This window comes from Kitasatospora sp. NPDC048194 (assembly GCF_043202455.1).
GTDB lineage: Bacteria > Actinomycetota > Actinomycetes > Streptomycetales > Streptomycetaceae > Kitasatospora.
Genome location: NZ_JBIDAK010000036.1, coordinates 50,381 through 76,921 on the forward strand (window position 1 = coordinate 50,381; position 26,541 = coordinate 76,921).

Genomic DNA, 26,541 nt, shown 5'->3' on the forward strand with positions numbered 1-26,541 from the left:
CGGTCCGTCCCCCACAGATCCGGGAGAGCGATGCCGGGTACCCGCGCCCTCCGCTCACGGTGGTCCACCGCCGCCGCGGGCCTGCTCGTGCTCGCGCAGGCCCTGGCGGGCTGCGGGAGCAGCGGACACGGCGGACCGGTCACGCTCAACTGGTACAACTTCCCGGACGACTCCGGCGCGCTCCAGCAGGCCGCCGACCGCTGCGGCCGGCAGTCCGGCGGCCGGTACACCATCAACTACAACAAGCTGCCGCGCGGCGCCGACGGGCAGCGGCAGCAACTCGTGCGCCGGATGGCCGCGCACGACACCGGGGTGGACATCCTCGGCCTGGACGTGACCTGGTCGGCGGAGTTCGCGGAGGCCGGCTGGATCCGCGAGTGGACCGGCGCCATGAAGGAGCAGGCCACCGCGGACACCCTGGACGCCGCCGTACGGACCGCGACCTGGCAGGGCCGCCTGTTCGCCGCGCCGTACAACTCGAACACCCAGCTGCTCTGGTACCGGGACGACCTGGTGCCGAACCCGCCGGGGACCTGGTCGGAGATGCTCGCCCAGGCGGACGCGCTGGCCAAGGCGGGCAAGCCGCACTACGTCGAGATCCAGGGCGCCCAGTACGAGGGCCTGACGGTGTGGTTCAACACCCTGGTCACCAGCGCGGGCGGCTCCGTCCTCACCCCGGACGCGCAGGCACCCTCGCTCGGCGCCCCGGCGGTGCTGGCCGCGCAGGTGATGCACGACACCGCGACCTCGGCGGCCGCCGACCCGTCGCTGCCCAACCAGATGGAGGACCAGAACCGGCTGGCGATGGAGTCGGGAACGGCCGCGTTCGAACTCAACTACCCCTTCGTCTACCCGTCGATGAAGGCCAACCAGCCCGAGCTGTTCAAGCACTTCCGCTGGGCGCCCTACCCGGCGGTGCTGCCCGGCCGGCCGGCCACCGTCACCATCGGCGGGATCGACCTGGCCGTCGGCGCGTACGGCCGGCACCCGGACCTCGCCTTCGAGGCCACCCTGTGCCTGCGGGACCGCGGGAACCAGCTCACCAACGCGCTCAAGGGCGGGCTGCCGCCGTCGCTGCGCAGCCTGTACCAGGCCGCCGAGCTCACCGCGAGCTATCCGTTCGCCGCGGACGTGCTGGCCGCGCTGGACACCGCCAGCGTGCGGCCGCAGACCCCCGCGTACCAGAACGTCTCCATCGCGATCTCGCACGCCCTCTCCCCGCCCGCCGACATCCAACCGGAGAGCACCATGGCCGACGTCCGCCGGCAGATCCAGGACGCGCTCGGCTCCAAGGGGCTGATCCCGTGACACCTGCCACCGCCCTCGGCGATCCCGCCGCCAAGAAGGTCGCCGAGCGTTCCGAGGGCGCCCGCCAGGAGCGCCGGCTCGGCCTGCTGCTGTGCGCGCCCGCCGCCCTCGTGATGCTCGCCGTCACCGCCTACCCGATCGTCTACGCGATCTACCTCTCGCTCCAGCGCTACGACCTGCGGTTCCCCCAGCAGGCGCACTGGGTCGGACTGGCCAACTACGGCGCGGTGCTCACCTCGAAGTTCTGGTGGCAGGCCCTGTGGGTCACCGTGCTGATCACCGTGGTCTCGGTGGCGATCGAGCTGGTGATCGGCCTGGCCCTCGCCCTGGTGATGCACCGCGCGGCGTTCGGCCGCGGCACCGTCCGCACCGCGGTCCTGGTCCCCTACGGCATCGTCACCGTGGTCGCCGCCTACTCCTGGCAGTACGCCTGGACGCCCGGCGTCGGCTACCTCGCCGCGCTCCTGCCGGAGGGCAGCGCCCCGCTGACCGACCAGTGGCAGGCGATCGGCCTGATCATCCTGGCCGAGGTGTGGAAGACCACGCCGTTCATGGCCCTGCTGCTGCTCGCGGGGCTGGCCCTGGTGCCGGAGGAGACCGTCCGGGCGGCCATGGTGGACGGCGCGACGTTCTGGCAGCGGCTGCGTCTGGTGGTCCTGCCCCTGATGAAGCCGGCGATCCTGGTCGCGCTGCTGTTCCGCACCCTCGACGCCTTCCGCGTGTTCGACAACATCTACGTGCTGACCGGCGGTTCCAACGACACCGGATCGGTGTCGATCCTCGGCTACGACAACCTGTTCACCGCCCTGAACCTGGGCATCGGGTCGGCCATCTCGGTGCTGATCTTCCTCTGCGTGGCCGTCATCGCCTTCGTCTTCATCAAGGTCTTCGGCGCCGCCGCGCCGGGTGGCGAGCCGGAGCGCCGATGAGCAACCGCACCCGCACCCTGACCAGCTGGGGCATCGCCAACCTGGTCGTCGTCCTGTACGCGCTGTTCCCGGTGTGGTGGATCGTGGCGCTCTCCTTCAAGGAGCCGAGCACCCTCACCGACGGCGACTTCATCCCGCGGAAGTGGACCTGGGAGAACTACCGGGGCATCTTCCGGACCTCCGAGTTCACCCGCGCGCTGGTCAACTCGATCGGCATCTCGGTGATCGCGACCACCGTCGCCGTCGTCCTCGGCACCATGGCCGCCTACGCGGTGGCGCGGCTGCGGTTCCCCGGCAAGCGGCTGCTGATCGGCGTCTCGCTGCTGATCGCCATGTTCCCGCCGATCTCTCTGGTCTCCCCGCTGTTCAACATCGAGCGGGTGCTGGGGATCTTCGACACCTGGGGCGGCCTGATCATCCCCTACATGACCTTCTCGCTGCCACTGGCGATCTACACGCTGTCGGCGTTCTTCCGCGAGATCCCGTGGGACCTGGAGAAGGCGGCCAAGGTGGACGGCGCCACCCCGTGGCAGGCCTTCCGGCTGGTCATCGCCCCGCTGGCGGCGCCCGGCGTGTTCACCACGGGCATCCTCGTCTTCATCTTCTGCTGGAACGACTTCCTGTTCGCCATCTCCCTGACCTCGACCACCTCGGCCAGGACGGTGCCGGCGGCCATCGCCTTCTTCACCGGCAGCTCGCAGTTCCAGCAGCCGACCGGGTCCATCGCCGCCGCGGCGGTGGTCATCACCATCCCGATCGTGATCTTCGTCCTGCTGTTCCAGCGCCGTATCGTCGCCGGCCTCACCGCCGGCGCAGTCAAGGGATGAGTCCGCCCCCACCGGGCGGGACCAGGAAGGCGGACCGTGGCCGAGATCGTCCTCGACGGCATCACCAAGCGCTACCCCGACGGCGCGCTCGCCGTCCACGACTTCAACCTCACCGTCGCCGACGGGGAGTTCGTGATCCTGGTGGGCCCCTCCGGCTGCGGGAAGTCCACCACGCTCAACATGATCGCCGGGCTGGAGGACATCACCGAGGGCACCCTGCGCATCGCCGGACAGGTCGTCAACGACCGGGCGCCCAAGGACCGCGACATCGCCATGGTGTTCCAGAGCTACGCGCTCTACCCCCACATGAGCGTGCGCGACAACATGGGCTTCGCGCTGCGCCTCGCCAAGGTGGACAAGGCCACCATCGCCGCCAAGGTCGAGGAGGCCGCCCGGATCCTCGACCTGACCCAGCACCTCGACCGCCGGCCGGCCAACCTCTCCGGCGGTCAGCGCCAGCGCGTCGCGATGGGCCGCGCCATCGTCCGGGACCCCAAGGCGTTCCTGATGGACGAGCCGCTGTCCAACCTCGACGCCAAGCTCCGGGTCCAGATGCGCACCCAGATCGCCGCCCTCCAGCGGCGCCTGGGCACCACGACCGTCTACGTCACCCACGACCAGGTCGAGGCGATGACCCTCGGCGACCGGGTGGTCGTCATGCGCGCCGGCGTCGTCCAGCAGGTCGGCTCGCCGGAGCACCTCTACGACACGCCGGTGAACCTCTTCGTCGCCGGCTTCATCGGCTCGCCCGGCATGAACTTCCTCGCCGCCACCCTGGAACACGGCGCCCTGCGCACCTCCCTCGGCGACCTGCCCGTCGACGACCGCACGCGCCGCGCGCTGGAGCGGGCGGACGCGCCGCGCGACGTCATCGTGGGCATCCGCCCCGAGGACTTCGAGGACGCCGCCCTCGTCGAGGGCCACGACGAGCGTTCCGTGTGCACCGTCACCGTGGACGTCCGGGAATCCGTCGGCTCCGACGTGTACGTGCACTTCACCGAGGCCGGCGGGCCGGCGCACTCCGAGGAGCTCGCCGAGATCGCCGTCGACTCCGGCCGCGCCGACACCGGCATGAGCGAGCACCGCATCGTCGCCCGGCTCAACACCGCGACCCGCGCCACCGAGGGCGCCCGCCTGGACCTGGCGATCGACACCTCCCGCCTCCACGTGTTCGACCTGCGCAACGGGGCCAACCTGACCCGCGTGCCCGACGCCCCGCGGTGACCGCGCCCGGGTCGAGGACCCGGCGCCGAGCGCGCGCCCCCCCCCCCCGGGGGGGGGGGGGGGCCGGCGGGGGCCCCCGGGGGGGGCCCCCCCACCGGGGGGGGGCCGGAGGGCCCGGGGAGGCCCCCGGCCCCGGGGGGCCCGGCCCGGGGGGGGCGCCCGGGGGCCCGCCCCCCCCCCCGCCCCGGGCGGGGGGGGGCCCCGCGCTCGGCGTCCTCCGGGGGCGGCCCCCGCTACTGCGGCGTCACGTAGGCGCCGGAGATGCCGCCGTCGACGAGGAAGGTGTTGGCGGTCATGAAGGACGAGTCGTCGGAGGCGAGGAAGGCCACCGCGGCGGCGATCTCCTCGGGTTCGGCGAAGCGGCCGAGCGGGATGTGCACCAGTCGGCGGGCGGCCCGCTCCGGGTCCTTGGCGAACAGCTCCCGCAGCAGCGGGGTGTTCACCGGGCCGGGGCAGAGGGCGTTGACCCGGATGCCCTCGCGGGCGAACTGCACGCCCAGCTCGCGGGACATCGCCAGCACCCCGCCCTTGGAGGCGCTGTAGGAGATCTGCGAGGTGGCCGCGCCCATCACCGCGACGAACGACGCGGTGTTGATGATCGAGCCCTTGCCCTGGCGCTGCATGTGCGGGATCGCGTACTTGCAGCAGAGGTAGACGCTGGTCAGGTTGACCTCCTGGACCCGCTTCCAGGCGTCCAGGCCGGTGGTGAGGATGGAGTCGTCGTCCGGCGGCGAGATGCCCGCGTTGTTGAAGGCGATGTCGAGCCGCCCGTACTCGTCGACCACCCGCTGGAAGAGGTCGCGCACGGCCTGCTCGTCGGTCACGTCGGCCTCGACGAACAGGCCGCCGACCTCGTTCGCGGCCTTGGCCCCGGTCTCCGCGTCGAGGTCGACGCAGACCACCTTGGCGCCCTCGGCGGCGAAACGGCGGGCGGTCGCCAGGCCGATGCCGCTGCCCGCGCCGGTGATGACGGCCACCCGGCCGTCGAGTCGCTGGGTCATGCTGATCACTCCTCCGTGGAGATGAAGACGTTCTTGGTCTGGGTGAAGGCGTCGAGGGCGTCCGGGCCGAGCTCGCGACCGAGGCCGGACTGCTTGAACCCGCCGAACGGCGTGGTGTAGCGCACCGAGGAGTGCGAGTTGACGGACAGGTTGCCGGCGTCGACGCCGCGCGAGACCCGCAGGGCGCGCCCGAGGTCCCTGGTCCAGATGGAGCCGGACAGCCCGTACTCGGTCGCGTTGGCGATCCGCAGCGCGTCCTGTTCGTCCTGGAAGGGGACGACGGCGACGACCGGCCCGAAGATCTCCTCGGTGAAGGCGCGGTCGTCGTGCCGCACCGGGGCGAGCACCGTCGGCGGGTACCAGAAGCCCGGCCCGTCGGGGGCGCTGCCGCGGAAGGCGACGGCCGACCCGTCCGGGACGTAGGAGGAGACCCGGGCCCGGTGGGCGGCCGAGATCAGCGGGCCCATCTCGGTCTTCTCGTCCGTCGGGTCACCGACCCGCACGCCGCGGACGGCCGGCTCCAGGAGCGCCAGGAAGTCCTCGAGCACGGATGCCTCGACGAGGATCCGGGAGCGGGCGCAGCAGTCCTGCCCGGCGTTGTCGAAGACCGCGTAGGGCGCGGTGGCGGCGGCCTTGGCGAGGTCGGCGTCGGCGAAGACGATGTTGGCGCTCTTGCCGCCGAGTTCGAGGGTGACGGGCTTCACCTGGGCGGCGCAGCCCGCCATGATCTCCTTGCCGACCCGGGTGGAGCCGGTGAACACGACCTTGCGCACGTCGGGGTGGGTGACGAAGCGCTGCCCGACGACCGGGCCGCGGCCGGGCAGGATCTGGAGCACGCCCTCCGGGATCCCGGCCTCCAGGGCGAGTTCGCCGAGGCGCAGGGCGGTGAGCGGGGTGAGCTCGGCCGGTTTGACGATGACGGTGTTGCCGGCGGCCAGCGCGGGGGCCAGGGCCCAGGCGGCGATCGGCATCGGGAAGTTCCAGGGCACGATGACCCCGACCACGCCGATCGGTTCCTGGAAGGTGACGTCGATGCCGCCGGCGACGGGGATCTGCCGGCCGAACAGCCGCTCCGGCGCGGCGGCGTAGTACTCGATGACGTCCCGCGCGTTGCCCGCCTCCCAGCGTGCGTTGCCGATGGTGTGGCCGGCGTTGGCGACCTCCAGTGCGGCGAGGTGTTCGCGGTCGGCGTCGACGGCGGCGGCGAAGGAGCGCAGCAGCCGGGCCCGGTCGGCGGGGGCCACCCGGCGCCAGGTGTCGAAGGCGGCGCGGGCGCGGGCGACGGCGGCATCGGTTCCGGCGAGGCCGGCCAGTTCGACGGTGGTGATCACCTCCTCGGTGGCGGGGTTGACGACCTCGAAGAGGTCCGGTTCGGTCATGGAGCTGTCTCCCTGTGCGTGGGTGTGGTCCGGCCGGCGGTGAGCAGGGCTTCGAAGAGGCGCAGGTCGTCGGGGTCGGTCTCGGGGTGCCACTGGACGCCCACCGCGAAGCGGTGGCCGCCCAGTTCGAGTGCCTCGACGGTGCCGTCCGCGGCCCAGGCGGTGGCCCGCAGGCCGGTGCCGAGCCGGTCGACGGCCTGGTGGTGGTAGCAGGAGACGTCGGCGGCCGGCCCGAGGACGGCGGCGAGGCTGCTGCCGTCCACCAGGCCGATCCGGTGCCGGACGAAGCGGGCGGGGACGATCTGGTGGCTTCCGTCGGGCAGGTGCTGGCGGAGGGTGCCGCCGAGTTCGACGTTGAGCAGTTGCATGCCGCGGCAGACGCCGAGCAGCGGGAGGTTGCGGGCGAGGGCGGCTGCGAGCAGCCGGCTCTCCCAGTCGTCGCGGGCGGGGTGGGGCGGGCCGGTGCGCGGATCGGCGGGCGCCGCGTAGCGGGCCGGGTCGATGTCCGGTCCGCCGGCGAGGACGAGCCCGTCCAGGGCGTCGAGCAGGTGGTCGACCCCGCCCGGTTGCGGTGGCAGCAGCACCGGGGTGCCGCCCGCGCGTGCGACGGCGTCGACGTACGTCTGGGGCACCAGGGCGGCGCGCTGGTTCCAGACGGACCAGGCCGCGTCGTCCTGGTAGGCGGTGATGCCGATCAGTGGTCGTCGGCCGTCGTCGCGGCTCACAGCCGCTCGAATCCGCGGCGCCGCTCCCAGTCGGTCACCGCCCGCTCGTAGGAGGCGAGTTCGGCGCGTCCGGCGTGGGTGTAGTGCCGGACGACGTCCTTGCCGAAGGCCGCGGTGGCGACGGCGCTGCGTTCGAAGGCGTCGACCGCGTCGCGCAGGGTGGAGGGCACCCGGGGCGCGGCGGAGGCGTACGCGTTGCCGGTGAACTCCGCTTCGAGTTCGAGCTGTTGCTCGACGCCGTGGAGTCCGGCGGCGATCAGGGCGGCGACCGCGAGGTACGGGTTGACGTCGCCGCCGGGGACGCGGTTCTCGAAGCGCAGTGACGGGCCGTGGCCGACCACGCGCAGGGCGCAGGTGCGGTTGTCGCGCCCCCAGGCGATGGCGGTGGGCGCGAAGCTGCCGGGCACGTAGCGCTTGTAGGAGTTGACGGTGGGTGCGAGCAGCAGGGCGAAGTCGGCCAGGCAGGCGAGCTGTCCGGCGAGGAAGTGCTCCATGGTGCGGGAGAAGCCGTGCGGACCGTCGCCGGGGAACACCGGGGCGCCCTGTTCGTCGCGCAGGCTCAGGTGGATGTGGCAGGAGTTGCCCTCGCGTTCGTCGTACTTCGCCATGAACGTGAGGCTGCAGCCCTCCTGGGCGGCGATCTCCTTGGCGCCGGTCTTGTAGACGGCGTGGTTGTCGCAGGTGGTGAGGGCGTCGGCGTACTTGAAGGCGATCTCGTGCTGGCCGAGGTTGCACTCGCCCTTGGCGGACTCGACGGTGAGGCCGGCGCCGGCCATGTCGTTGCGGAGCCGGCGCAGGAGGGGCTCGATCCGGCCGGTGCCCAGGATGGAGTAGTCGACGTTGTACTGGTTGGCCGGGGTGAGCCGGGTGTAGTCCTTGTCCCAGGCCTGTTCGTAGCTGTCCCGGAAGACGATGAACTCCAGCTCGGTGGCGGCGTGGGCCTGCCAGCCGTAGCCGGCCAGCCGGTCCAGCTGCCGTTGCAGGACCTGGCGCGGGGAGACGGCGACGGGGCTGCCGTCGTGGTGGGTGACGTCGCACTGGACCATGACGGTGGCGGGGTGCCAGGGGATGGGCCGCAGGGTGGCGAGGTCGGGGCGCAGCACCAGGTCGCCGTAGCCGTTGTCCCAGGAGGAGATCTCGTACCCGTCGACGGTGTTCATCTCGACGTCGACGGCGAGGAGGTAGCCGCAGCCCTCCGCCGCGCCGGGTACGACGTCGTCGAGGAAGTACTCGGCGGCGACGCGTTTGCCCTGGAGGCGCCCCTGCATGTCGGTCATGGCGAGCACGACGGTGTCGACGGACCCGTCGGCGACGCGGGCGCGCAGCTCGTCGAGGGTGAGCCGGGGGGTGGTCATCGGGCCTCCAGTTCGGTGTCCCGGGCGTCAGGGGCGGGCGGTGTGCCGTGGACGTGGGGGCCGGTGAACCAGTGCCGGGCGGAGGCCAGCCACCACAGGCCGGCGAAGCCGACCACGACGGCCACGGCGACGGGGGTGTAGTTGAAGCTCTCGGCGGTGATCGGGCTCGCGGTGGGGAGCATGAACAGGACGGTGATCACCGCCGTCCAGGCGACCGCGACGACGCCGACCGGGCGGCTCCACCGGCCCAGGTGCCAGGGGCCGCGCGGGAAGTCCGCGCCCTGACGCAGCCGCAGGTACACCGGGATGACGTAGGAGATGTAGAGACCGATGACGGAGATCGAGGTCACGGCGGTGTAGGCGGTGCTGTTCCAGAGCGCGGGCAGCCCGAGCAGCAGGGCACCGCCGGTCGCGAGCCAGACCGCGTTGGTCGGGGTCTGGGTGCGCGGGTCGATGCGGTGCCACAGGCGGGAGCCGGGCAGCGCGCCGTCCCGGGAGAAGGCGTAGATCATGCGGGAGTTGGCGGTGACGGAGGCCATGCCGCAGAAGAACTGGGCGCCGATGACGATGAGCAGCAGCAGTTGGGCGCCTCCGTCGCCGATCGCGTCGATGAAGATCTGCGCGGGTGGCACGGCCGTGTCGCTGGCGAGCGCGCCGTCGTAGTCGCGGATCGCGAAGGTGATGCCGAGCAGCAGGATCCAGCCCGCCACCAGGGAGACGGTGATGGCGTTGACGATGCCGCGCGGTCCGGAACGGGCGGCGTCGCGGGTCTCCTCGGTCATGTGGGCGGAGGCGTCGTAGCCGGTGAGGGTGTACTGGGCCATCAGCAGGCCGAGCATGGCGACGTAGAACTGGCTGTGGAAGCCGGTCTGGTTGACGAACTCGGTGAGCACGAAGGACACGGAGGCGTGCCGGTCGGGGAGCACGGCGAGCGCGCCGACGATGACCGCGACACCGACCAGGTGCCACCACACGGACACGCTGTTGAGGACGGCGACCAGGCGCACGCCCCGGGTGTTGAGCAGGCCGTGCACCAGCAGGATGACGGCGAAGATCTCCATGGTGTGCGCGGGGGTGGCCTCGACGCCGAAGCGGAGGGTGAGGAAGGCGTTGGTGAAGAAGGCGGCGCCGTAGTCGACGCTGGCGGTCACCGCGACCTGGCCGAGGAAGTTGAACCAGCCGGTGAACCAGCTCCAGGCCGGGCCCCGACTGCGGGTCAGTTTGGCGGACCAGTAGTACAGCCCGCCGGCCGTCGGATAGCTGGAACAGATCTCGGCCATCGCCAGCCCGACGCAGAGCGTCAGCAGGCCGACCACCGGCCAGCCCCAGATGATCAGGGCCGGGCCCCCGGTCTTCATCCCCGTCCCGTACAGGGTCAGGCAGCCGGAGAGGATCGAGACGATGGAGAAGGACACGGCGAAGTTGGAGAAGCCCGACATCGAGCGGGCCAGTTCCTGGGTGTAGCCCAGCTCGCGGAGTCGTTGTTCGTCGGCCGAAACGGGGGCGGTGGGCTCCGGAAACCGTTCGGGGGCAGGGTGGTCGGGTGAGCGTGCGTCGGTCATGGGCACCCCTGGGGGTTGAGGGTGTGCCGGGGAGCCACCCGGCCACGACGGCGTGGCAGGGTCCCCCCGACGGGTTCGACGGTCGGACGGCTCTTCAATGGTCTGGAATCAGTCCATTGGGTGGGTGAGCAGCATCGTTCCGGCTGGATCCGGGCCGCGTCAAGAGCGACGGGGGACGAATCCGGAAACCCGTTCGTAGGTACGATTCCGGCGTGGACGCGGACGAAACACGTGAGCGGGCGCGGCTGGACTGGCGGGCGGGCGCGATCTTCCGGCCGGTCCGGACCGGGAACGCCTTCGAGGAGACCGTCGAGAGGCTGCTCCAGGCGATCAAGCTCGGCGTCTTCGGCTTCGGCGACCGACTGCCCGCCGAGCGGGACCTCGCCGCCCGGCTCGGTGTCAGCCGGGAGACCCTACGCGAGGCGCTCCGCACGCTCCAGCAGGCCGGCTGCGTCGAGCCCCGGCGCGGCCGGTACGGCGGCACCTTCGTCACCTACCGGATGCCGGCGCCGGACGTCGCCGACCTGCGCCGCGCGGCCCGCGACCTCGGCGGCGCACTGGAGGACGCGCTGACCTACCGCCAGGTCCTGGAGGTCGGCGCCGCCGAGGCGGCGGCCCGCCACCCCCTCTCCCCCGACCAGCGGGCCCACCTGGAGAGCCGGCTGACCGACCTGGAGGGGGCCCCGCCCGAGCAGTACCGCCAACTGGACTCGCGCTTCCACCTGGCGATCGGCGAACTCACCGGCTCCCCGACCCTGGCCGCGGCCATCGCCGAGGCCCGGATGCGCCTCAACGACCTGCTCAACGCCATCCCCATGCTGGACCGGAACATCGAGCACGCCGCCGAGCAGCACCGGGCGATGGTCCGGGCGATCCTCGCCGGCGACGGTGACGCCGCCCGACGCGCCACCGAGGAACACCTCGCCGCCACCGCCGCACTGCTGCGGGGCTTCCTCGCCTGAACCTCCGGGACGGTCCGGCTCGACGGGCGGACCGGCCGCGCAGTCTTCACGACCCGCGCGGTCCTCGAGACTGCGCAGTATTCAAGACCGCGCAGTCTTCAAGAAGTGAACGCGCTCGGGCTTAAGGACCATTTATGGTGACAGATATTGACGTGTTCACCGCCGAGCGGAAGGGTGACAGCCGGACGGCGCAGTCCGCGCCGCCCGCCCTCCCCCACCGCTCCCGGAGCCTCCCGTGATCACTCGCCGGACCATCCTCGGCGCCTCCGTCGCGGCCCTGACCGCCCCCGCACTCTTCGCCCTGTCGCAAACCGCCGACGGCAGCACCACACCGCAGCGGCTCGACGTCGACCTCGTCAACACCCTGTCGTCCCAGCCCGTCTACGCCTACGTCCTCGGCCTCGACCCCGCCCAGGGCAACAGCTGGGCCTTCCTGCGCTCCGACGGCAGCACGCTCTACCACCCGCCCTCCCCCACGGCTCCGGGCGCACCGCTCGGCGCCGACTGCGCCATCGCCCTGGCCGCGCCCGGCGGCACCCCGCGGCGGATCCGACTGCCGTACCTCTCCAGCGGACGGATCTACTTCTCCGTCGGTCACGAACTGGTCTTCCTGATCAACCCGGGGCCGGGCATCGCCCTGCCCTCGGTGAGCAACCCGACCGACCCCAACATCGCCACCTCGTACGGGTTCTGCGAGTTCACCTACGGGCCGGACCAGCTGTACGCCAACATCAGCTACGTCGACTTCGCCGCCGTCCCGATCGCCTTCGACCTGACCACCGGCAACGGGCGGCAGAGCGTCAGCGGCCTGCCCGCCGGCGGCCTGGAATCTGCCGCGAACGCGCTGCGCGCGCAGGCCGCCGCCGACGGCGGCGACTGGGCCCGGCTGATCGTCCCGGACTCCGCCGGCCGGACCCTGCGCATCCTCAGCCCCAACACGGCGATCAGCGCCAACCCTTCACTCTTCAACGGTTATCTCGACAGCTACATCGCCGCCGTGTGGCAGAAGTACCAGGGCACCGACCTGGTGATCGACACCCAGGCCGGCTGGGGCACCGTCACCGGCCGGGTCAGCAACGGCGTGCTCACCTTCCCCGGCGTCGGCGGCTTCGCCAAACCCTCCACCGCCGCCGTGTTCAACTGCAGTTCGGCGCCGTTCACCACCGGCAACGACCTGATGGGCAACCTCAGCGCGCGCCTCGCCGCCGCCCTCAACCGCACCACCCTGCTGGACGACCCGCACCAGCCGGACGGCGAGAACCCCGCCGCCTTCTACACCGCCGCGCGCACCAACCACTACGCCCGCGTCCTGCACGCGACCAACCCCGACCACCTCGGCTACGCGTTCCCGTACGACGACGTCCACCCGGCCGGCGTGGACTTCGAGGGCAGGGTGCAGTCGGCGAACCCGACCCTGCTCACCGTCACCGTCGGCGGCGGCCGGGGCCCGGTCGACCCCGGGCCCTCCCCGCAACCCGGCGGCGGACGGAGCGCGTTCGGCACCATCGAGGCCGAGTCCTACACCGCGCAGTCCGGTACCGCCCTGGAGACCTGCGGCGACAACGGCGGCGGCCAGGACGTCGGCTGGATCGCCAACGGCGACTGGCTCGCCTACGCCGGTGTGGACTTCGGCGCCTCCGGCGCGACCCGGTTCCAGGCCAGGGTCGCCTCCGGCGCCGCGCCCGGGGTCAGCGGGCTGGTCCAGGTACGGCTGGACAGCCCGACCGCCGCGCCGGTCGGCAGCTTCGCCGTCGCCAACACCGGAGGATGGCAGACCTGGCGGACGGTGCCCGCCGACATCGCCCGGACCACCGGCACCCACACCGTGTACCTCACCTTCGCCAGCGGGCAGAGCGCCGACTTCGTCAACCTCAACTGGTTCACCTTCGGCTGAGCCCGGGCCGCGCGACGGGCGCGGCGCGGAACGCGGTCCGGCCGGCCGCGTTCCGCGCCTGCGTCCGTGCTCACGCCCGCGCTCACGCCCGCGCGCGTCTGCGGCGGACCTCACCTGCGCGCCGGCCACACGAACGACACCTGACCTGCGCAGAAGCCTCGCATCGACCGGGTGTCGCGAACCCGGGCGGTCTGCGTACGCTCGCACCCGACCGACCCGGCCCGCGGGCGGCGTGGCAGCCACCGCCCGGATCCCGGTCGTGCCGCACCTACCGAAAAGATCCCATGAGTTACTGCACGCCCTGCCGACGCCACCTCAACGGCGCGCTCTCCTGCCCCGGTTGCGGCCGGGCCGCCGAAACCCCTGCCGGGGACGCGGTGCACCGCGCCACGACCCCGGACGAGGTGCCGTCCGCCGCCTCCGCGCCGCCGCGCCGCTCGCCAGGGCGCTCGACCCGGCGGCGGGGCGGCCGGTTCCGGCGGCCCGCCCTGGCCGCGTCGGCCGCCGGTGTGGTGGTCTGCGGGCTGGCCACCGTCCTGTTGGCCGGCGGCAACTCGGACGGCGCGGTGTCCCCCGCCTCCGCCGGCACCGACTCGCCCTCGCCGAACACCGCCGCCGTTTCGGGCGCGCCCGTCGCACCGGCGCCGGCCACCACGACGGCCGCGGCCCGCCCGCAGCCTTCGGCCACCTCCACCCGGCCGAAGCCGTCCGGCAGCGCCACCGCAGCGCTCCCCTCGGGCCCGCCCGCGTCCTCCGCCTCCCGTCCTCCGGCGGACCCGCCCGCGAAACCCTCCCCGAGCACCACGGGGGCGAACCCCGGCCCCGTCCCACCGCCCTCCGCCACCCCGCACCCGAGCGGCACACCGACCTGCACGCGCTTCCTGCTGTGGTGCACCTGAGCGAGCCACCTCCCCGGGCTCCGACGGCCCGGGCGAGGTCACCGCGCGCTGCGGGGAGGGACGGGCTCGGTCCAGGCCCCGCGCCCGGCGCAGCCGGACACCGAGGCCCTCCGGTGCGATGATCGACTCCGGGTAGTCGAGGGCGGCCCCGGCCCCGGCCCCGTCCCACCGCCCTCCGCCACCCCGCACGCAAGCGGCACACCGAGCTGCACGCGTTTCCTGCTGTGGTGCACCTGAGCGAGCCACCTCCCCGGGCTCCGACGGCCCGGGCGAGGTCACCGCGCGCTGCGGGGAGGGACGGGCTCAGTCCAGGCCCCGCGCCCGGCGCAGCCGGACACCGAGGGCCTCCGGGGCGATGATCGGCTCCGGGTAGTCGGGGGCGAGCGGCCACGGGCGGTGGACGGTGGGGCCGGGGAGGTGGGCGAGCTCGGGCAGCCAGCGGCGGACGTAGGCGCCGTCGGGGTCGTACCGGTCGGCCTGGCGGAGCGGGTTGAGGACCCGGTTGGGCCGGGTGTCGGTGCCGGTGCCCGCGACCCACTGCCAGTTGAGCTGGTTGTTCGCGATGTCACCGTCGACCAGCAGGGACAGGAAGTGGGCCGCGCCGATCCGCCAGTCCAGGTACAGCGTCTTGGCGAGGAAGCTCGCGGTGAGCAGACGGGCGCGGTTGTGCATCCAGCCCTCGTGGGCGAGCTGGCGCATCCCGGCGTCGATGATCGGGTAGCCGGTGCGGCCCTGCCGCCAGGCTTCGGCCTCGTCCTCGTCCTGGTGCCAGTGGTCGTCCCTGCCGCGGTAGTCGCGGTGCGCCGCGTCGGGGCGGGCGGCGAGGACCTGGTGGTGGAAGTCCCGCCAGGCGAGTTGCCGGACGAAGGCCTCGGCCCCGTCGCCGCCGCGCTCGAGGGCCCGAACGGTCAGCTCCGTGGGTGACAGGCAGCCGAAGTGCAGGTACGGGGAGAGCCGGGAGGTGGAGTCCGCCGCGAGGTCGTCGTGCACGTCCTCGTAGGCGTCGACGTCCCAGCGCCGCCAGCGCGCCCGGGCCGCCGTCTCGCCACCGCGCAGGAGGCCCGGGGAGAACGGGCCGCTGACGACCAGGTTCTCGCTGCCGATGCCCTCCGGCGTCCGGATCACCCGGGGCGCGCCGAGCACCGTACGGCGGGGGGACTGCTGCCACGCGCGGTGGTACGGGGTGAAGACCGCGTAGTGGTCGCGGCCGGCCGGGGCGATCCGGCCCGGCGGGATGACGGTCACCGAGGCGTCGTGGACGTGCAGTCGCGCCCCGAACAGTGCCTGCAGCCCGGCCTCGCGCCGGCGGGCGAAGGCGCTCACCCCGGCGGCGACGTGCACGGTCGCGGCGCCGGTCTCGGCTGACACCCGGGCCGTCTCCTCGGCGGTTCCGCCGCGGCGCACGACCAGGCGGGAGCCCGCCCGGCGCAGCGAGGCGTCCAGGTCGGCGAGGCAGTCACTCAGGAAGGCCTGCCGGTTGGGCGCGGCGAAGCCCGCCTTCTCCACGCCGGGGTCGAGGACGAACAGCGGGACCACCTGGTCCGCCGCGTCACGTGCGGCGTGCAGGACGGGGTTGTCGTGGAGGCGAAGGTCCTGGGTGAACAGGGCGATCGAGACGGTCATCGGCGGGCCTTCGGGAATGTCGGAGACGGATGCGGTCGGGTTCCCCGGTCGGGGCGGGGACCGGCCGGACGGACGGGCAGACGGACAGGCGGGCGGCGGACAGGCTGGACGGACCCTCCCCACTCTCTACGTCCTTCGGAGCCGGGCGCATCGCGGATTGGTACGACTGCCACGCCCCGCGGTCAGGCCGCTTCGCCGTCGCCGGTCGGACGGCCCGCACGAGCGCGGGGGGCACGGATCAGGCGGCGCCGAGTGCGCGCGCCGCGATGTTGCGGGCCATCGCGTCGAACACCAGGCCGTGGAAGGGGGCCACCGACCACCAGTAGGCGTGGCCGGCCAGTCCGTGCGGGTGGAACAGTGCCCGCTGGTGGTAGCAGGCGCCGCCGTCGCCGTCCGGGGTGACCCGCAGTTCGAGCCAGGCCAGGCCGGGGAGGCGCATCTCGGCCCGCAGTCGCAGCAGGCGCCCGGGTTCGATCTCCTCCACCCGCCAGAAGTCGAGGGCGTCGCCGACCCGCAGGTGGTCGCGGTCGCGTCGGCCGCGGCGCAGCCCGACGCCGCCGACCAGCCGGTCGACGATGCCGCGCACGCCCCAGGCGAACGGGAGGGAGTACCAGCCGTTCTCGCCGCCGACGCCTTCGACGACCCGCCACAGGGCTGCGGGGTCGGCTGCCACCCGTCGCTCGCGGAGGTCCTGGTAGAGGCTGCCGCCGGCCCAGTCCGGGTCGGTGGGCAGCGGGTCGCTGGGGGCACCCGGCAGTGAGGCGGAGGACCACCGGGTGGTGACCCGGGCCTCGCGGATGCGGCGCAGGGCGAGTTCGACGGCGCGGTCGAACCCGGTCAGCCCTGCCGGCGGGTCGGGGATCCACCGCGCGATGTCGTGCTCGCCGCAGACGACCTCGTGCCGCAGCGACTCCACCAGCGGACGGGCGAGCGGTCCGGGTACGGGGGTGACCAGGCCGACCCAGAGGCTGGACAGCGCCGGGGACAGCACGGGCACGGGCACGATCAGTCGGCGGGGCAGGCCGGCCGCCCTGGCGTAGCGCTGCATCATCAGCCGGTAGGTGAGGACGTCCGGCCCGCCGATGTCGAAGGCCCGGTCGACCTCGGGCGGCAGGGCGGCGGCACCGACGAGGTAGTGGAGCACGTCGCGCACGGCGATGGGCTGGATGCGGGTGTCGACCCAGCGGGGCGTGACCATGGCGGGCAGGCGCTCGGTCAGGTAGCGGAGCATCTCGAAGGAGGCGGAGCCGGAGCCGATGATGACGGCGGCCCGCAGTTCGGCGGTGGGCACGCCGCCGGTCCGCAGGGCCCGGCCGACCTCCGCCCGGAAGCGCAGGTGCGGTGAGAGCTCGGCCTCGGGGACTCCGGAGGGCACCAGCCCGCTGAGGTAGACGATCCGGCCGACGCCCGCCTCCGCGGCCGCCCGGGCGAAGGACCGGGCGGCGCGCCGGTCGGTGTCCTCGAAGCCCCGCCCGGTGCCCAGGGAGTGGACCAGGTAGTAGGCGACGTCGACACCGTCGAGGGCGCCCGCCAGGGTCTCGGGCCGGGTGACGTCACCGGTCGCCACCTCCACCTCGGAGCGCCAGGGCTGGTCGCGCAGGCGCCCGGGGTCGCGGGCCAGGCAGCGCACCCGGTATCCGGCGGAGAGCAGTTCGGGAACCAGCCGTCCGCCGATGTAGCCGGTGGCTCCGGTGACCAGGCAGCGCGCGCCGGTCGGGATTCGGTCCTCCACCGTCGGCTCCTTCCGTGCAGCTCACCTCACCTCCCCCATCCTTCAACGGACGGGGGACGCGTGGTATTCGGAGCGGAGGGGTGCCCGGATGGGCCGGGGGGCGCCGAGCCGGGCGGACAGGGCTGCGGCGGGGCGGGGGCGAGGGGCTTCCGGTCAGCGGAGCAGGGCAGCCAGCTGGTCGAGGGCGGTGGCGAGGTCGCGGGGCCGCAGGGCGCCGGGCGGGCGGCGCGGGCCGGACCAGCCGGGCCCGGCGGCCAGGACGACGGGGCGGAGCCGTGCGCCGGGCGGCCCCCACTCGACCCGGGCGACGCAGCCGGCCAGGGCCCGGTCCGCTGTGCGGGCGGCCTGGGACCAGAGCAGCACGGCGGGCGGCCCGGTGCGGCGGACGGCTTCCAGGAGCGCGTCGGGCGGCAGGGCGGGGCCGAACATCCGGAAGGGCAGGCCACGTTCGGCGAGGCCCGCGGCGACCGCCTCCAGGGCGAGGCTGTGCAGTTCCGCCGGCATGCCGGCGAGCAGCACGGCCGGTCCGCCGGGCGGCTCCGGCCGGTCGGCGGCACGGCGCAGCGCGACGGCGACGTGCCAGGACAGCAGGTGTTCCACCTCCACGTACCGTTCGCCCTCGGTGGCCCATTTGCGTCCGACCGCCCGGAGGGCCGGCGTCATCACCTCGTTCCAGGCGGCGACCGGGCCGAGCTCCTCGACGGTGCGGCGCAGGATCCGTGCCATCTCGGGCGCGTCGAGGCGCACCGCGGCGCGGGCCAGGCCCCGGCACTCGGGGCGGACGGTGCCCACGCCCAGGGTGGCGCCCCCGCGGGCCGACACCGCTGCCCCCGGTTCCGGGGCCGAGGGCCGGGCGGGAGTCGAGGGCGTGGACCGGGCTCCGGCCAGGGCCGCGCGGGCGGCTTCGGCCGGGGGCACTCCGCGGGCGGTGAGCCGGCACATCTCCTCCAGCACCGCCACGTCCCCCGGCTCCCACCGGCGGTGCCGCCCGGGGGCGCGGTGCGCGGGGCCCAGGCCGTAGCGGCGTTCCCAGGAGCGGATCGTGGTGGGCGAGACCCCGAGCCGCAGGGCGAGGGCTCCGGTGGTCAGTCCGGGCGCCTCGAGGCCGAGGGGCCCGGACTGACCGGGCGGACCTGCGGGGTCCGCGGGGTCGGGCGCGTCGGCTGGGTCGGCCGGAGGGGCCGGGGATTTCGGGGACGTCGGCGGGTTGGGGGACTTCCGAGCCGTCGGAGTGGTCGGGGCGGTCACGGGTGCGAGCCTACGGCCTGGCGGCGCGGACCGGTCGGCGGGCACGCGTGCCGGAGGGAGGGCGCCTCGGGCAGGTCACCGAGGTGGCGGCGCAGCCGCGAGAGGGCGTCACGGATGCGGGTCTTGACGGTTCCCAGGGGCGCTCCGGTGACGGCGGCCGCCTGGGCCTGGGTGCAGCCTCCGAAGTAGACCAGCAGCAGGCACTCGCGTTGCACGTCGGACAGTGCGGCCAGGGCCCGTCGGACGCGGTCGCGGTCGAGATTGCCCTCGACCCGGTCGGCGACCTCGTCGAAGACCGGCGCGTAGGCGCGTACGGCGACGGCGCGGTCGCGGTCGGCGGCGGCCTGGGCGGAGCGGACCCGGTCGACGGCGCGCCGGTGGGCGAGGGTGAGGATCCAGGGCAGGACCTCGCCCCGCCCGGGGCGGTAGCGCGGAGCCTCCCGCCACACCTGCCAGAACGTCTCCTGGAGGACCTCCTCGGCCTGGGCGTGATCGCGGACCACCCGCAGGACGAGCCCGTGGACGGTGTCGGCCGTGGCCCGGTAGAGGTCCTCGAAGGCCGGCTCGTCGGCGTGGGCGGTGCGGGCCACCAGGGCGCGCAGCCGGGCGGCCCCGCCGTCGGCGGGCTCGGGAACGGCTCGGCGGACGATCCGGGCGGGGGTGGGCGGGGCGAACGGCCCGTCGGTGAATGCCTCCACCGTCCGACCGTCGCGCAGCCATGACGCGGGGTCCCATCCGCAGCGTTTCCGCATCGTTTGCGGCGGGGTGTGGCGGCTGGCGGTGCGGCGCCCTGGCCGCCCGGACGGGTTGGTCGCGAGGACGCGGCCGCAACGGGCGGCTCGGGCCCCGCCGCGGGAGCCGGGCGGGGACCGGAGTCCTCGTCAGCTGTCGCGGGTGGCCCCGTCGTACCGGAAGCACGGGTAGCCCGGCAGCGGGTCCGCCGCCCATCCGCCCGCGACCTCGCGCAGCAGCAGCCGCATCGTCTCCGCGAACGCCGGGAACCCGTCCGTCGCCGCAGCCGTCTCCCAGCGGTGCCTGAGCACCTGCCGCCTGGTCGGCACCGGGCGACGGGTGCGGTGCATCGGACCGTCCTCGACCGTGCGGGGCAGCAGTCGCACGGTCGCGTTGACCGTCCACACGGCGACGGCCCGGCGAATGCCGTCCTCCCACACGGCGTCCTCGGCGAGCGCCGGGTAGACCGGGACGACCGCGGCCCGGTACGCCGCCTCGATCCTGCGGGCGAGGCCGCCCGGAAGGTCGAACACGCACCAGCAGGTGGAGAACGGCATCCGGCAGTACGCCGCGGTGAGGAACACCGACTGGAAGCAGGCCACTTCGAAGTCCAGCAGCCGCAGGCCCTCGGGGGTGATCAGGTTGTTGTCCGGGCAGGTGTCCCCCGGGGTGAACGCCGGGTACTCCGCACCGACCGCGGTCACGATCCGGGCGAGCTCCCCGTCCAGCCCGACCGGAGCGGCCATACCGGCCGCTTCGAGGACGCGGGGGAACTCGGCGGCGGCCTTCGCGATCCACGGCTCCTGTGCCCAGGTCGGCATTCCCCGGTCGTACCGCGCCCACAGCCCGGCCAGTTCCTCATCCCGTCCGACCGACCGCGCCGCGAGCGTGCCGAGCCCGCGTGCCCAGGCCAGCAGTCCCTCCTCGGCGGCCTTCGGGTCGGTCCCCAGCAGGAGGTCGGCGAGCGTGGGCGAGTCCCCGAGGTCCGCCAGGACCAGCAGCGGCACCTCGGGATCCACTCCGAGGAGCGGCGGGCCGGCCAGGCCGAGCGTGAGCCCGGCGGCCTCCGCCGTGAAACCGCGCAGGGCGTCCGGGCCACCCGTGTAGGCCTTGACGATGACGCTTCGCCCCTCGGCCGTGCGGCAGCGCAGCACGGCGGTGCGGGAGCTGCCGCCCAGGCCGACCGGTTCGCAGAGCCGGGTTCCGAGGAGTTCACCGGCGGCGCGCAGGATCTCGTTCGTCCCGGCATCCTCCATCCGCCGGCGGACCGGCTTCCACACGATTTCGGTCGAGTTGGTTCCGTCGGTCGGCCGCAGTCGGCCGCGGGCGGCCGGTGATGGGTGGCCGGTGATGGGTGGCCGGTGGTGGGTGCCCGGTGGTGGGTCCCGCGGTGGTGGGTGGCCGGTGGTCCGGTTCGGTCCGCCGTCTCCTGCGTCCAGTAGGGTGCGCCGACATCGGAACTCACCGGAGGGTACGGATCCATGAGCACGTCGGCGCCGACGAGCGGGCCCCAGGAGCTGCGGCGGCGGCTGGGCGTGGTCGACGCGGTGGTGATCGGACTGGGGTCGATGATCGGCGCGGGCGTCTTCGCCGCGCTCGCGCCCGCCGCCGGCGCCGCCGGCTCGGGGCTGCTCGTCGGTCTGGGCCTGGCCGGCGCGGTGGCGTACTGCAACGCGACCTCCTCCGCCCGGCTGGCCGCCCGCTACCCGCAGTCCGGCGGCACCTACGTGTACGGCCGCGAGCGGCTCGGCGAGTTCTGGGGGTACCTCGCCGGGTGGGGCTTCGTGGTCGGCAAGACGGCCTCGTGCGCGGCGATGGCCCTCACCGTCGGCTCTTACGTGTGGCCCGGGCAGGCGCACGCCGTCGCGGCCGCGACGGTCGTCGTGCTGACCGGGGTCAACTACGTCGGCGTGCAGAAGGCCGCCTGGCTGACGCGGGGGATCGTCGCCGTGGTGCTGGCCGTGCTCGCCGCGGTCGTGGTCGGCTGCCTGTTCGGGGGCGACGTCGACACCGGCCGCTGGGCGGTCGGCGCGGACACGGGCTTCCACGGGGTGCTGCAGGCCGCGGGGCTGCTGTTCTTCGCCTTCGCCGGGTACGCCCGGATCGCCACCCTCGGCGAGGAGGTCCGCGATCCGCAGCGCACGATCCCCCGGGCGATCCCACTGGCGCTCGGCATCACGCTGGTCGTCTACGCCGCCGTCGCGCTGGCCGTGCTGGCGGTGCTCGGCCCCGTGCGGCTGGCCCACGCCGGGGCGCCGCTGGCGGACGCCGTCCGGGCGGCCGGTTCGCCGGGCCTCGCCCCGGTCGTCCGGGTCGGTGCGGCCGTGGCCGCGCTCGGCTCGCTGCTGGCGCTGATCCTCGGTGTCTCCCGCACCACCCTGGCGATGGCCCGGGACCGGCACCTGCCGCACCGTCTGGCCGCCGTGCACCCCCGCTTCGGCGTGCCGCACCGGGCCGAGCTGGCCGTCGGCGCGGTGGTCGCCGCGGTCGCGGCCGTCGGCGACCTGCGGGGCGCGATCGGCTTCTCCTCGTTCGGCGTGCTCGCCTACTACGCCGTCGCCAACGCCTCGGCCTGGACGCTCACTTCCGCGGAGGGGCGGCCCCCGAGGGTGGTGCCCGTCGTCGGTGCGGCCGGCTGCCTGGTGCTGGCCCTGGCCCTGCCGGCGGCCTCGGTGCTGTGGGGGGCGGTGGTGCTCGCGGTCGGGGCGGCCGCCTACGGCGTGCGCCGAGCCCTCGCACGCCGGTCCGGCTGAGTCCGCGCGGCGGCGGCCGGCTGTGGCCGCTGCGGCGGCGGGGCCCGCTGAGGCGGCTGGGGCAGGAGGGGCGGTCGATCGCGGCTGGTCCGGCGGGGTCCGCCGCACGCGGTCCGATCAACGGCCGTCGGGATGTCGCCGTGTCCGTAATGAACGGTTGTGTTCCCTATCTCCCCGCACTACTGTCGAGGGAGGTGAACGAATCCGTCCCCCTCCCATCGTTCGCTCCCGAGCCATTGGGGAACCTGCCATGGCCACCTCGCGTGCCCTGGCCACGGCTCCGCCCGCGACCGCACGTCGGGGCCAGCACCCAGGGATAGCACTCACCGTCATCGCGGCCACGCAGCTCATGGTCGTCCTCGACATCACGATCGTGAACATCGCGCTGCCGCACATCCAGCAGGCGCTGAAGTTCAACACCACCGACCTGTCGTGGGTCATCAACGCGTACACCCTCACCTTCGGCGGGCTGCTGCTGCTCGGCGGACGGGCGGGCGACATCCTCGGCCGACGGCGGGTGTTCATCGTCGGCGTGCTGGTCTTCGGCCTCGCCTCGCTGCTCGGCGGGGTCGCACAGTCCTCCGCCTGGCTGCTGGCCGCCCGCGCCCTGCAAGGCCTCGGCGGCGCGATCGCCTCACCGACGGCGCTGGCGCTGATCGCCACCAACTTCAAGGAGGGCCCGGAGCGCAACCGGGCCTTCGGCGTGTTCTCCGCCGTCGCCGGAGCGGGCGGGGCGATCGGGCTGCTGCTCGGCGGCATGCTGACCTCCTGGCTGTCCTGGCGTTGGGTGTTCTTCGTCAACGTGCCGATCGGCATCGCCATCGCCCTGCTGGCGCCGCTCTACATCAACGAGTCGGACCGCCACCCGGGACACTTCGACCTGACCGGCGCGTTCACCTCCACCGCGGGCATGGTCTCGCTGGTGTACGGCTTCATCCGCGCCTCCGAACACGGCTGGACCGACGCCGTCACCCTGACCGCGTTCGGCCTCGCGGTGGTCCTGCTGGCCGCCTTCGTGCTCAACGAGCGGCACGCCCGGCAGCCGATCACGCCGCTCCACCTCCTGCGCGAGCGCAACCGCTCCGGGGCCTACGGGTTGATGCTCTGCGTGGCCGCGGCGATGTTCAGCATCTTCTTCTTCATCACCCTGTTCGTGCAGGAGATCCTCGGCTTCAGCCCCTTGCGGGCCGGCTTCGCGTTCCTGCCGATCAGCGTGGCCATCATCGGCGCCGCCCAGTTCGCCGCCCGCAACCAGGTGCGGTGGGGCCCGAAGCCGTTCCTGGTCACCGGGTCGATCCTGGTGCTGGCCGGGGTCGCCTGGGCGTCCCGGATCGACATCAACAGCACCTACGTCGACGGCATCCTCGGGCCGACCCTGCTGTTCGGCCTCGGCATGGGTTCGATCTTCGTCCCGGTGATGCTCACCGCCGTCTCCCGGGTCGCCCCGCACGAGACCGGCGCGGCCACCGGCATGCTCAACACCACCCAGCAGGTGGGCGGTTCGCTGGGCCTGTCGATCCTGGTCACGGTGTACGGCACGGCGAGCCGCAACGAGGCCCGGAACCAGGTGGGGGCGTTCCTCCAGCACGCCACCCCGCAGCAGGCCGCCCAGTTCAGGGCGAGCGGCAAGCTGCCGGCGCCGTACTCCTCGGAGGTACTGGTGCACGGCATCTCCAGCGCCTTCCAGCTGGGCCTGGTCTTCGCGGCGCTCGCGGCGTTGATCGCGGTGTTCGTCATCAAGGCACCGCGGCTGCCCGAACCGCCACCCGTCAGCCCTTCGGGGGCCGATACTTGACAGGGCGTCGGGCGTCCAGCAGAGTCCTTTTCCGCAAATGGTTTTCATCTTCGATAGCCATCCCCCAGCGCGTGCCCACGCGCTCCGCGAAAGAGGACATCCATGTCGCTCGACGTCTCCCCCGCCCTCCTCGACCAGGCCCGCAACGGCCACGTGGACCAGGCCGACTTCCTCGACACCGTCCGCAGCTCGCTCCCGTACGCCTACCAGGTCGTCGCCGGGCTGAGCACCGAACTGGCCGCCGGTGACGCCGAGTTCACCACCGACAACACCACCCCCAGCGACGAGCAGCGGGCCCAGTTGCTGCGCGCGCTGGCCAGCAACGCCATCCGGGGCAGCCTGGAGGACCACTTCGGCGTCAAGCTCGCCTTCGTCAACTGCCACCGGGTCGGCGCGTTCCGGCCCGGGGCCGAGGACAGCCAGGCGTACCGGGAGTTCACCTCGCTGCACAACCAGATCCGCAACCAGAGCCCGGAGCTGCGCAGCTGCTGAGCCCCCACGGGTTGGTGGCGGCTCCCCGCCCCACGCGGCGGGGGCCCGCCGCGGGGTCGCCCGGTGGCCGGCCGCCGCCTCGGCCCCGACGGGCCGGCGTTGCGCCGCATTGCCGCCCATTGCCGCCCGTTGCGGCCCGGTGTCCGGATCCGGCGCCGATCTTGTGGCAGCCTGCGCGGCCCGCGTACGGTCGACGGGCAACCCCGACCGGCCCCTTCCCGGGGCGCCAGATCCCCGCGGAGCCGCCACCATGCCGCCCTCCTCCCGACCGCTGCGGAAACTCGGCTTCCTGACCATCGGGCTCTTCGACGAGGCCGACCCGCGCCGCGGCCACGAATCCACCCTGGAGCTGATCGTCCTCGGCGAGCAGCTCGGCTTCGACAGCGCCTGGCTGCGCCACCGCCACCTCCAGTACGGGATCTCCTCCCCCGTCGCCGTGCTCGCCGCCGCCACCCAGCGCACCAGCCGCATCCAGCTCGGCACCGCCGTCACCCCGCTCGGCTGGGAGAACCCGCTCCGGCTCGCCGAGGACCTGGCCACCGTCGACGTGCTCTCCGGCGGCCGGCTCAACCCCGGCTTCAGCGTCGGCCCGCCCGTCCACTACGAGCAGGTGCGCGGCGCGCTCTACCCCGACACCGGCGCGGACGAGGACTTCAGCCACCGCCGCGCCGAGCGCCTGCTCGCGCTGGTCCGCGGTGAGGCCGCCTCGGACTTCGAGGGGACCGAGGGCATCGAGGAGTACTCGCGCCGGGTCCAGCCCCACTCCCCCGGCCTGGCCGACCGGCTCTGGTACGGCGCGGCCGGCCTCCGCTCGGCGCGTTGGGCGGGCGAGCACGGGCTCAACCTGCTCACCAGCAGCGTGGTCAAGCCCGAGCCGGCCGACGAGGCACCGGACTTCGCCACGATCCAGGCCGGGCAGATCCGCGCCTTCCGCGCCCTGCACCCCGCCGGCGAGCGGGCCCGGGTCTCCCAGGGACTGGTGGTCATCCCCACCGACAGCGCGACCGCCGGGCAGCGCGCCAAGTACGAGGCCTACGCCCGCGCCCGCACACCGCGCACCCTAGCCCCGCAGGGGCCGAACCGGCTGCTCTTCGCACCCGACCTGGTCGGCCCCTCCGAGGAGCTCGCCGAGCGGCTGCACGCCCACGCCGGGTACCGCGAGGTGGACGAGGTCGCGTTCGCGCTGCCGTTCACCTTCGAGCACGAGGACTACGTGCAGATCCTCACCGACCTCGCCACCCGGCTCGCTCCCGCTCTCGGCTGGGCCCCCGGGCGCGATTGAGCAGCCGACCGGCAAGCGTCGGCGGCACGGCTCGCCCGTCGGGGCGCCGGCCGGGGAGGCCGGCCGCCGGCCGGCGCGACCCCCTCGCCCCGAGCCGGACTCGACCTCGACCGCACCTGGCGTCCTGGCGCCACGACCAGGACGACCGGCAACACGGCGCGGACCGACACCACGGAGCACGACCGGCGGCCCATCGCCGTGGTCGAGTGGCGCGCCACCGATGCGGTCCTGCGGCACTCGCAGGCCACCCTGGCACGCATCGACACCACCCGGCCCCCGTAGTGGGCGCTCGACGACATCGCCCGCGCGCCGCGCCCGGCCGCGCCAGGGCGGAGCTCCGTGCCGTGCCCGACGGCACCGGACTCGAAGGTGATCGCCCACTCCGCCGACGCCCTCGTCCACCGGAGCCGGCGCGCCACCGGCGCGGACGGCCGGCCGGCCCTCGCGGAACAGGGCCGTCAGGGCCTGGCGGCGGCGAAGGAGCACACGGACCGGGTGCGCGCCGACATCCTCGGCAACCTCACGGACGAGCAGTGCGCGACCGCCGAATCCGTCCTCCAGCGCGCCACCGGCAGCCTGCTCGGCCGAGGACCGCGGGCGCGGTGGCCGGCCCGGTCGGACCACCGTCCCGACCGTCACTCGGGACCGCGCTCCGGCCGGCGGTGAACGCGGCCCGCCGGGCCGGGACCAGCCGCCCGGCCCCCGGGGCGGCCGCGGCGCTGCCGCTAGACGAGTAGTTCCGAAGTCGGCTGGGTTTGCCGGTTCTGCTCCGGGCATGCAGGGAGGGTGTCCAGCATTCGGGTTGTGACGACCGAAGAG

Annotated in this window: 22 protein-coding genes; 11 read left to right on the forward strand and 11 right to left on the reverse strand. The window is 73.9% G+C overall.

Annotated elements, in window-relative coordinates:
* Positions 1 to 30 precede the first annotated feature (30 nt).
* From ACGF07_RS30505 to ACGF07_RS30520, 4 genes are read left to right on the forward strand one after another with little or no spacing between them, the layout of a single operon-like run.
* Positions 31 to 1,308: an ABC transporter substrate-binding protein gene (locus ACGF07_RS30505; RefSeq protein WP_392903949.1), complete on the forward strand. Its 1,278-nt coding sequence runs from the start codon at positions 31 to 33 to the stop codon at positions 1,306 to 1,308.
* On the forward strand, positions 1,305 to 2,237 hold the full coding sequence (locus tag ACGF07_RS30510) for a sugar ABC transporter permease (protein ID WP_350748451.1): 933 nt from the start codon (positions 1,305 to 1,307) through the stop codon (positions 2,235 to 2,237). Before ACGF07_RS30505 ends, ACGF07_RS30510 begins: the two co-directional genes overlap by 4 nt.
* Positions 2,234 to 3,064 carry a carbohydrate ABC transporter permease gene (locus ACGF07_RS30515; RefSeq protein ID WP_350748454.1) on the forward strand — a complete coding sequence of 277 codons (831 nt, stop codon included), beginning with the start codon at positions 2,234 to 2,236 and terminating at the stop codon, positions 3,062 to 3,064. The genes ACGF07_RS30510 and ACGF07_RS30515 overlap by 4 nt, the downstream gene beginning before the upstream one ends.
* A 36-nt stretch (positions 3,065 to 3,100) precedes the next feature.
* A complete protein-coding gene (locus ACGF07_RS30520) occupies positions 3,101 to 4,288 on the forward strand; it encodes an ABC transporter ATP-binding protein (RefSeq protein ID WP_392903953.1) in 1,188 nt (395 codons plus the stop codon).
* Positions 4,289 to 4,521: 233 nt separating this feature from the next.
* Here the strand turns inward: ACGF07_RS30520 and ACGF07_RS30525 are convergent, their stop codons facing one another.
* The 5 genes from ACGF07_RS30525 to ACGF07_RS30545 are packed head-to-tail and all read right to left on the reverse strand — an operon-like array spanning position 4,522 to position 10,310.
* The gene (locus tag ACGF07_RS30525; protein ID WP_392903956.1) at positions 4,522 to 5,289 is read right to left on the reverse strand and encodes a 3-oxoacyl-ACP reductase; all 768 of its coding nucleotides are present in this window, start codon (positions 5,287 to 5,289) and stop codon (positions 4,522 to 4,524) included.
* 5 nt (positions 5,290 to 5,294) lie between these two features.
* The gene (locus ACGF07_RS30530) at positions 5,295 to 6,668 is read right to left on the reverse strand and encodes an aldehyde dehydrogenase family protein (RefSeq protein ID WP_392903958.1); all 1,374 of its coding nucleotides are present in this window, start codon (positions 6,666 to 6,668) and stop codon (positions 5,295 to 5,297) included.
* Complete coding sequence (locus ACGF07_RS30535; protein ID WP_392903960.1) at positions 6,665 to 7,393, reverse strand: gamma-glutamyl-gamma-aminobutyrate hydrolase family protein; 729 nt, start codon at positions 7,391 to 7,393, stop codon at positions 6,665 to 6,667. The genes ACGF07_RS30530 and ACGF07_RS30535 overlap by 4 nt, the downstream gene beginning before the upstream one ends.
* On the reverse strand, positions 7,390 to 8,748 hold the full coding sequence (locus ACGF07_RS30540) for a glutamine synthetase family protein (protein ID WP_392903963.1): 1,359 nt from the start codon (positions 8,746 to 8,748) through the stop codon (positions 7,390 to 7,392). Before ACGF07_RS30540 ends, ACGF07_RS30535 begins: the two co-directional genes overlap by 4 nt.
* Positions 8,745 to 10,310, reverse strand: coding sequence for an amino acid permease (locus ACGF07_RS30545; RefSeq protein ID WP_392903965.1), 1,566 nt, complete (start codon positions 10,308 to 10,310; stop codon positions 8,745 to 8,747). Before ACGF07_RS30545 ends, ACGF07_RS30540 begins: the two co-directional genes overlap by 4 nt.
* Before the next feature lie 212 nt (positions 10,311 to 10,522).
* Between ACGF07_RS30545 and ACGF07_RS30550 the strand changes: the two genes are divergently transcribed.
* Complete coding sequence (locus ACGF07_RS30550; RefSeq protein ID WP_392903967.1) at positions 10,523 to 11,272, forward strand: FadR/GntR family transcriptional regulator; 750 nt, start codon at positions 10,523 to 10,525, stop codon at positions 11,270 to 11,272.
* 235 nt (positions 11,273 to 11,507) lie between these two features.
* On the forward strand, positions 11,508 to 13,166 hold the full coding sequence (locus tag ACGF07_RS30555) for a beta-1,3-glucanase family protein (RefSeq protein ID WP_392903970.1): 1,659 nt from the start codon (positions 11,508 to 11,510) through the stop codon (positions 13,164 to 13,166).
* A gap of 289 nt (positions 13,167 to 13,455) precedes the next feature.
* On the opposite strand, the gene ACGF07_RS30560 is transcribed toward ACGF07_RS30555, so the two are convergent.
* From ACGF07_RS30560 to ACGF07_RS30585, 6 genes are all read right to left on the reverse strand, one after another.
* On the reverse strand, positions 13,456 to 14,061 hold the full coding sequence (locus ACGF07_RS30560; RefSeq protein ID WP_392903973.1) for a hypothetical protein: 606 nt from the start codon (positions 14,059 to 14,061) through the stop codon (positions 13,456 to 13,458).
* A 307-nt stretch (positions 14,062 to 14,368) separates the two neighbouring features.
* Positions 14,369 to 15,688 (reverse strand): cryptochrome/photolyase family protein, encoded by a 1,320-nt coding sequence (locus ACGF07_RS30565; protein WP_392903976.1) that lies wholly within the window; start codon positions 15,686 to 15,688, stop codon positions 14,369 to 14,371.
* Between the two features lie 238 nt (positions 15,689 to 15,926).
* Positions 15,927 to 17,420: an SDR family oxidoreductase gene (locus ACGF07_RS30570; protein ID WP_392903979.1), complete on the reverse strand. Its 1,494-nt coding sequence runs from the start codon at positions 17,418 to 17,420 to the stop codon at positions 15,927 to 15,929.
* Positions 17,421 to 17,573: 153 nt separating this feature from the next.
* Positions 17,574 to 18,668 carry a MerR family transcriptional regulator gene (locus tag ACGF07_RS30575; RefSeq protein ID WP_392903982.1) on the reverse strand — a complete coding sequence of 365 codons (1,095 nt, stop codon included), beginning with the start codon at positions 18,666 to 18,668 and terminating at the stop codon, positions 17,574 to 17,576.
* Positions 18,665 to 19,366: a sigma-70 family RNA polymerase sigma factor gene (locus tag ACGF07_RS30580; protein ID WP_392903984.1), complete on the reverse strand. Its 702-nt coding sequence runs from the start codon at positions 19,364 to 19,366 to the stop codon at positions 18,665 to 18,667. Before ACGF07_RS30580 ends, ACGF07_RS30575 begins: the two co-directional genes overlap by 4 nt.
* Positions 19,367 to 19,549: 183 nt before the next feature.
* Entirely contained in the window at positions 19,550 to 20,680 is a 1,131-nt protein-coding gene (locus tag ACGF07_RS30585; protein ID WP_392903987.1) for a hypothetical protein, read from the reverse strand.
* Between the two features lie 201 nt (positions 20,681 to 20,881).
* Between ACGF07_RS30585 and ACGF07_RS30590 the strand changes: the two genes are divergently transcribed.
* From ACGF07_RS30590 to ACGF07_RS30610, 5 genes are all read left to right on the forward strand, one after another.
* Complete coding sequence (locus ACGF07_RS30590) at positions 20,882 to 22,153, forward strand: APC family permease (RefSeq protein WP_392903990.1); 1,272 nt, start codon at positions 20,882 to 20,884, stop codon at positions 22,151 to 22,153.
* Between the two features lie 250 nt (positions 22,154 to 22,403).
* On the forward strand, positions 22,404 to 23,948 hold the full coding sequence (locus ACGF07_RS30595; RefSeq protein ID WP_392903993.1) for an MFS transporter: 1,545 nt from the start codon (positions 22,404 to 22,406) through the stop codon (positions 23,946 to 23,948).
* A gap of 102 nt (positions 23,949 to 24,050) precedes the next feature.
* Positions 24,051 to 24,440, forward strand: coding sequence for an SCO5389 family protein (locus ACGF07_RS30600; RefSeq protein ID WP_392903996.1), 390 nt, complete (start codon positions 24,051 to 24,053; stop codon positions 24,438 to 24,440).
* Positions 24,441 to 24,690: 250 nt separating this feature from the next.
* Positions 24,691 to 25,722, forward strand: coding sequence for an LLM class flavin-dependent oxidoreductase (locus ACGF07_RS30605; protein WP_392903998.1), 1,032 nt, complete (start codon positions 24,691 to 24,693; stop codon positions 25,720 to 25,722).
* Between the two features lie 369 nt (positions 25,723 to 26,091).
* Complete coding sequence (locus tag ACGF07_RS30610) at positions 26,092 to 26,388, forward strand: hypothetical protein (protein ID WP_392904000.1); 297 nt, start codon at positions 26,092 to 26,094, stop codon at positions 26,386 to 26,388.
* Positions 26,389 to 26,541 lie beyond the last annotated feature (153 nt).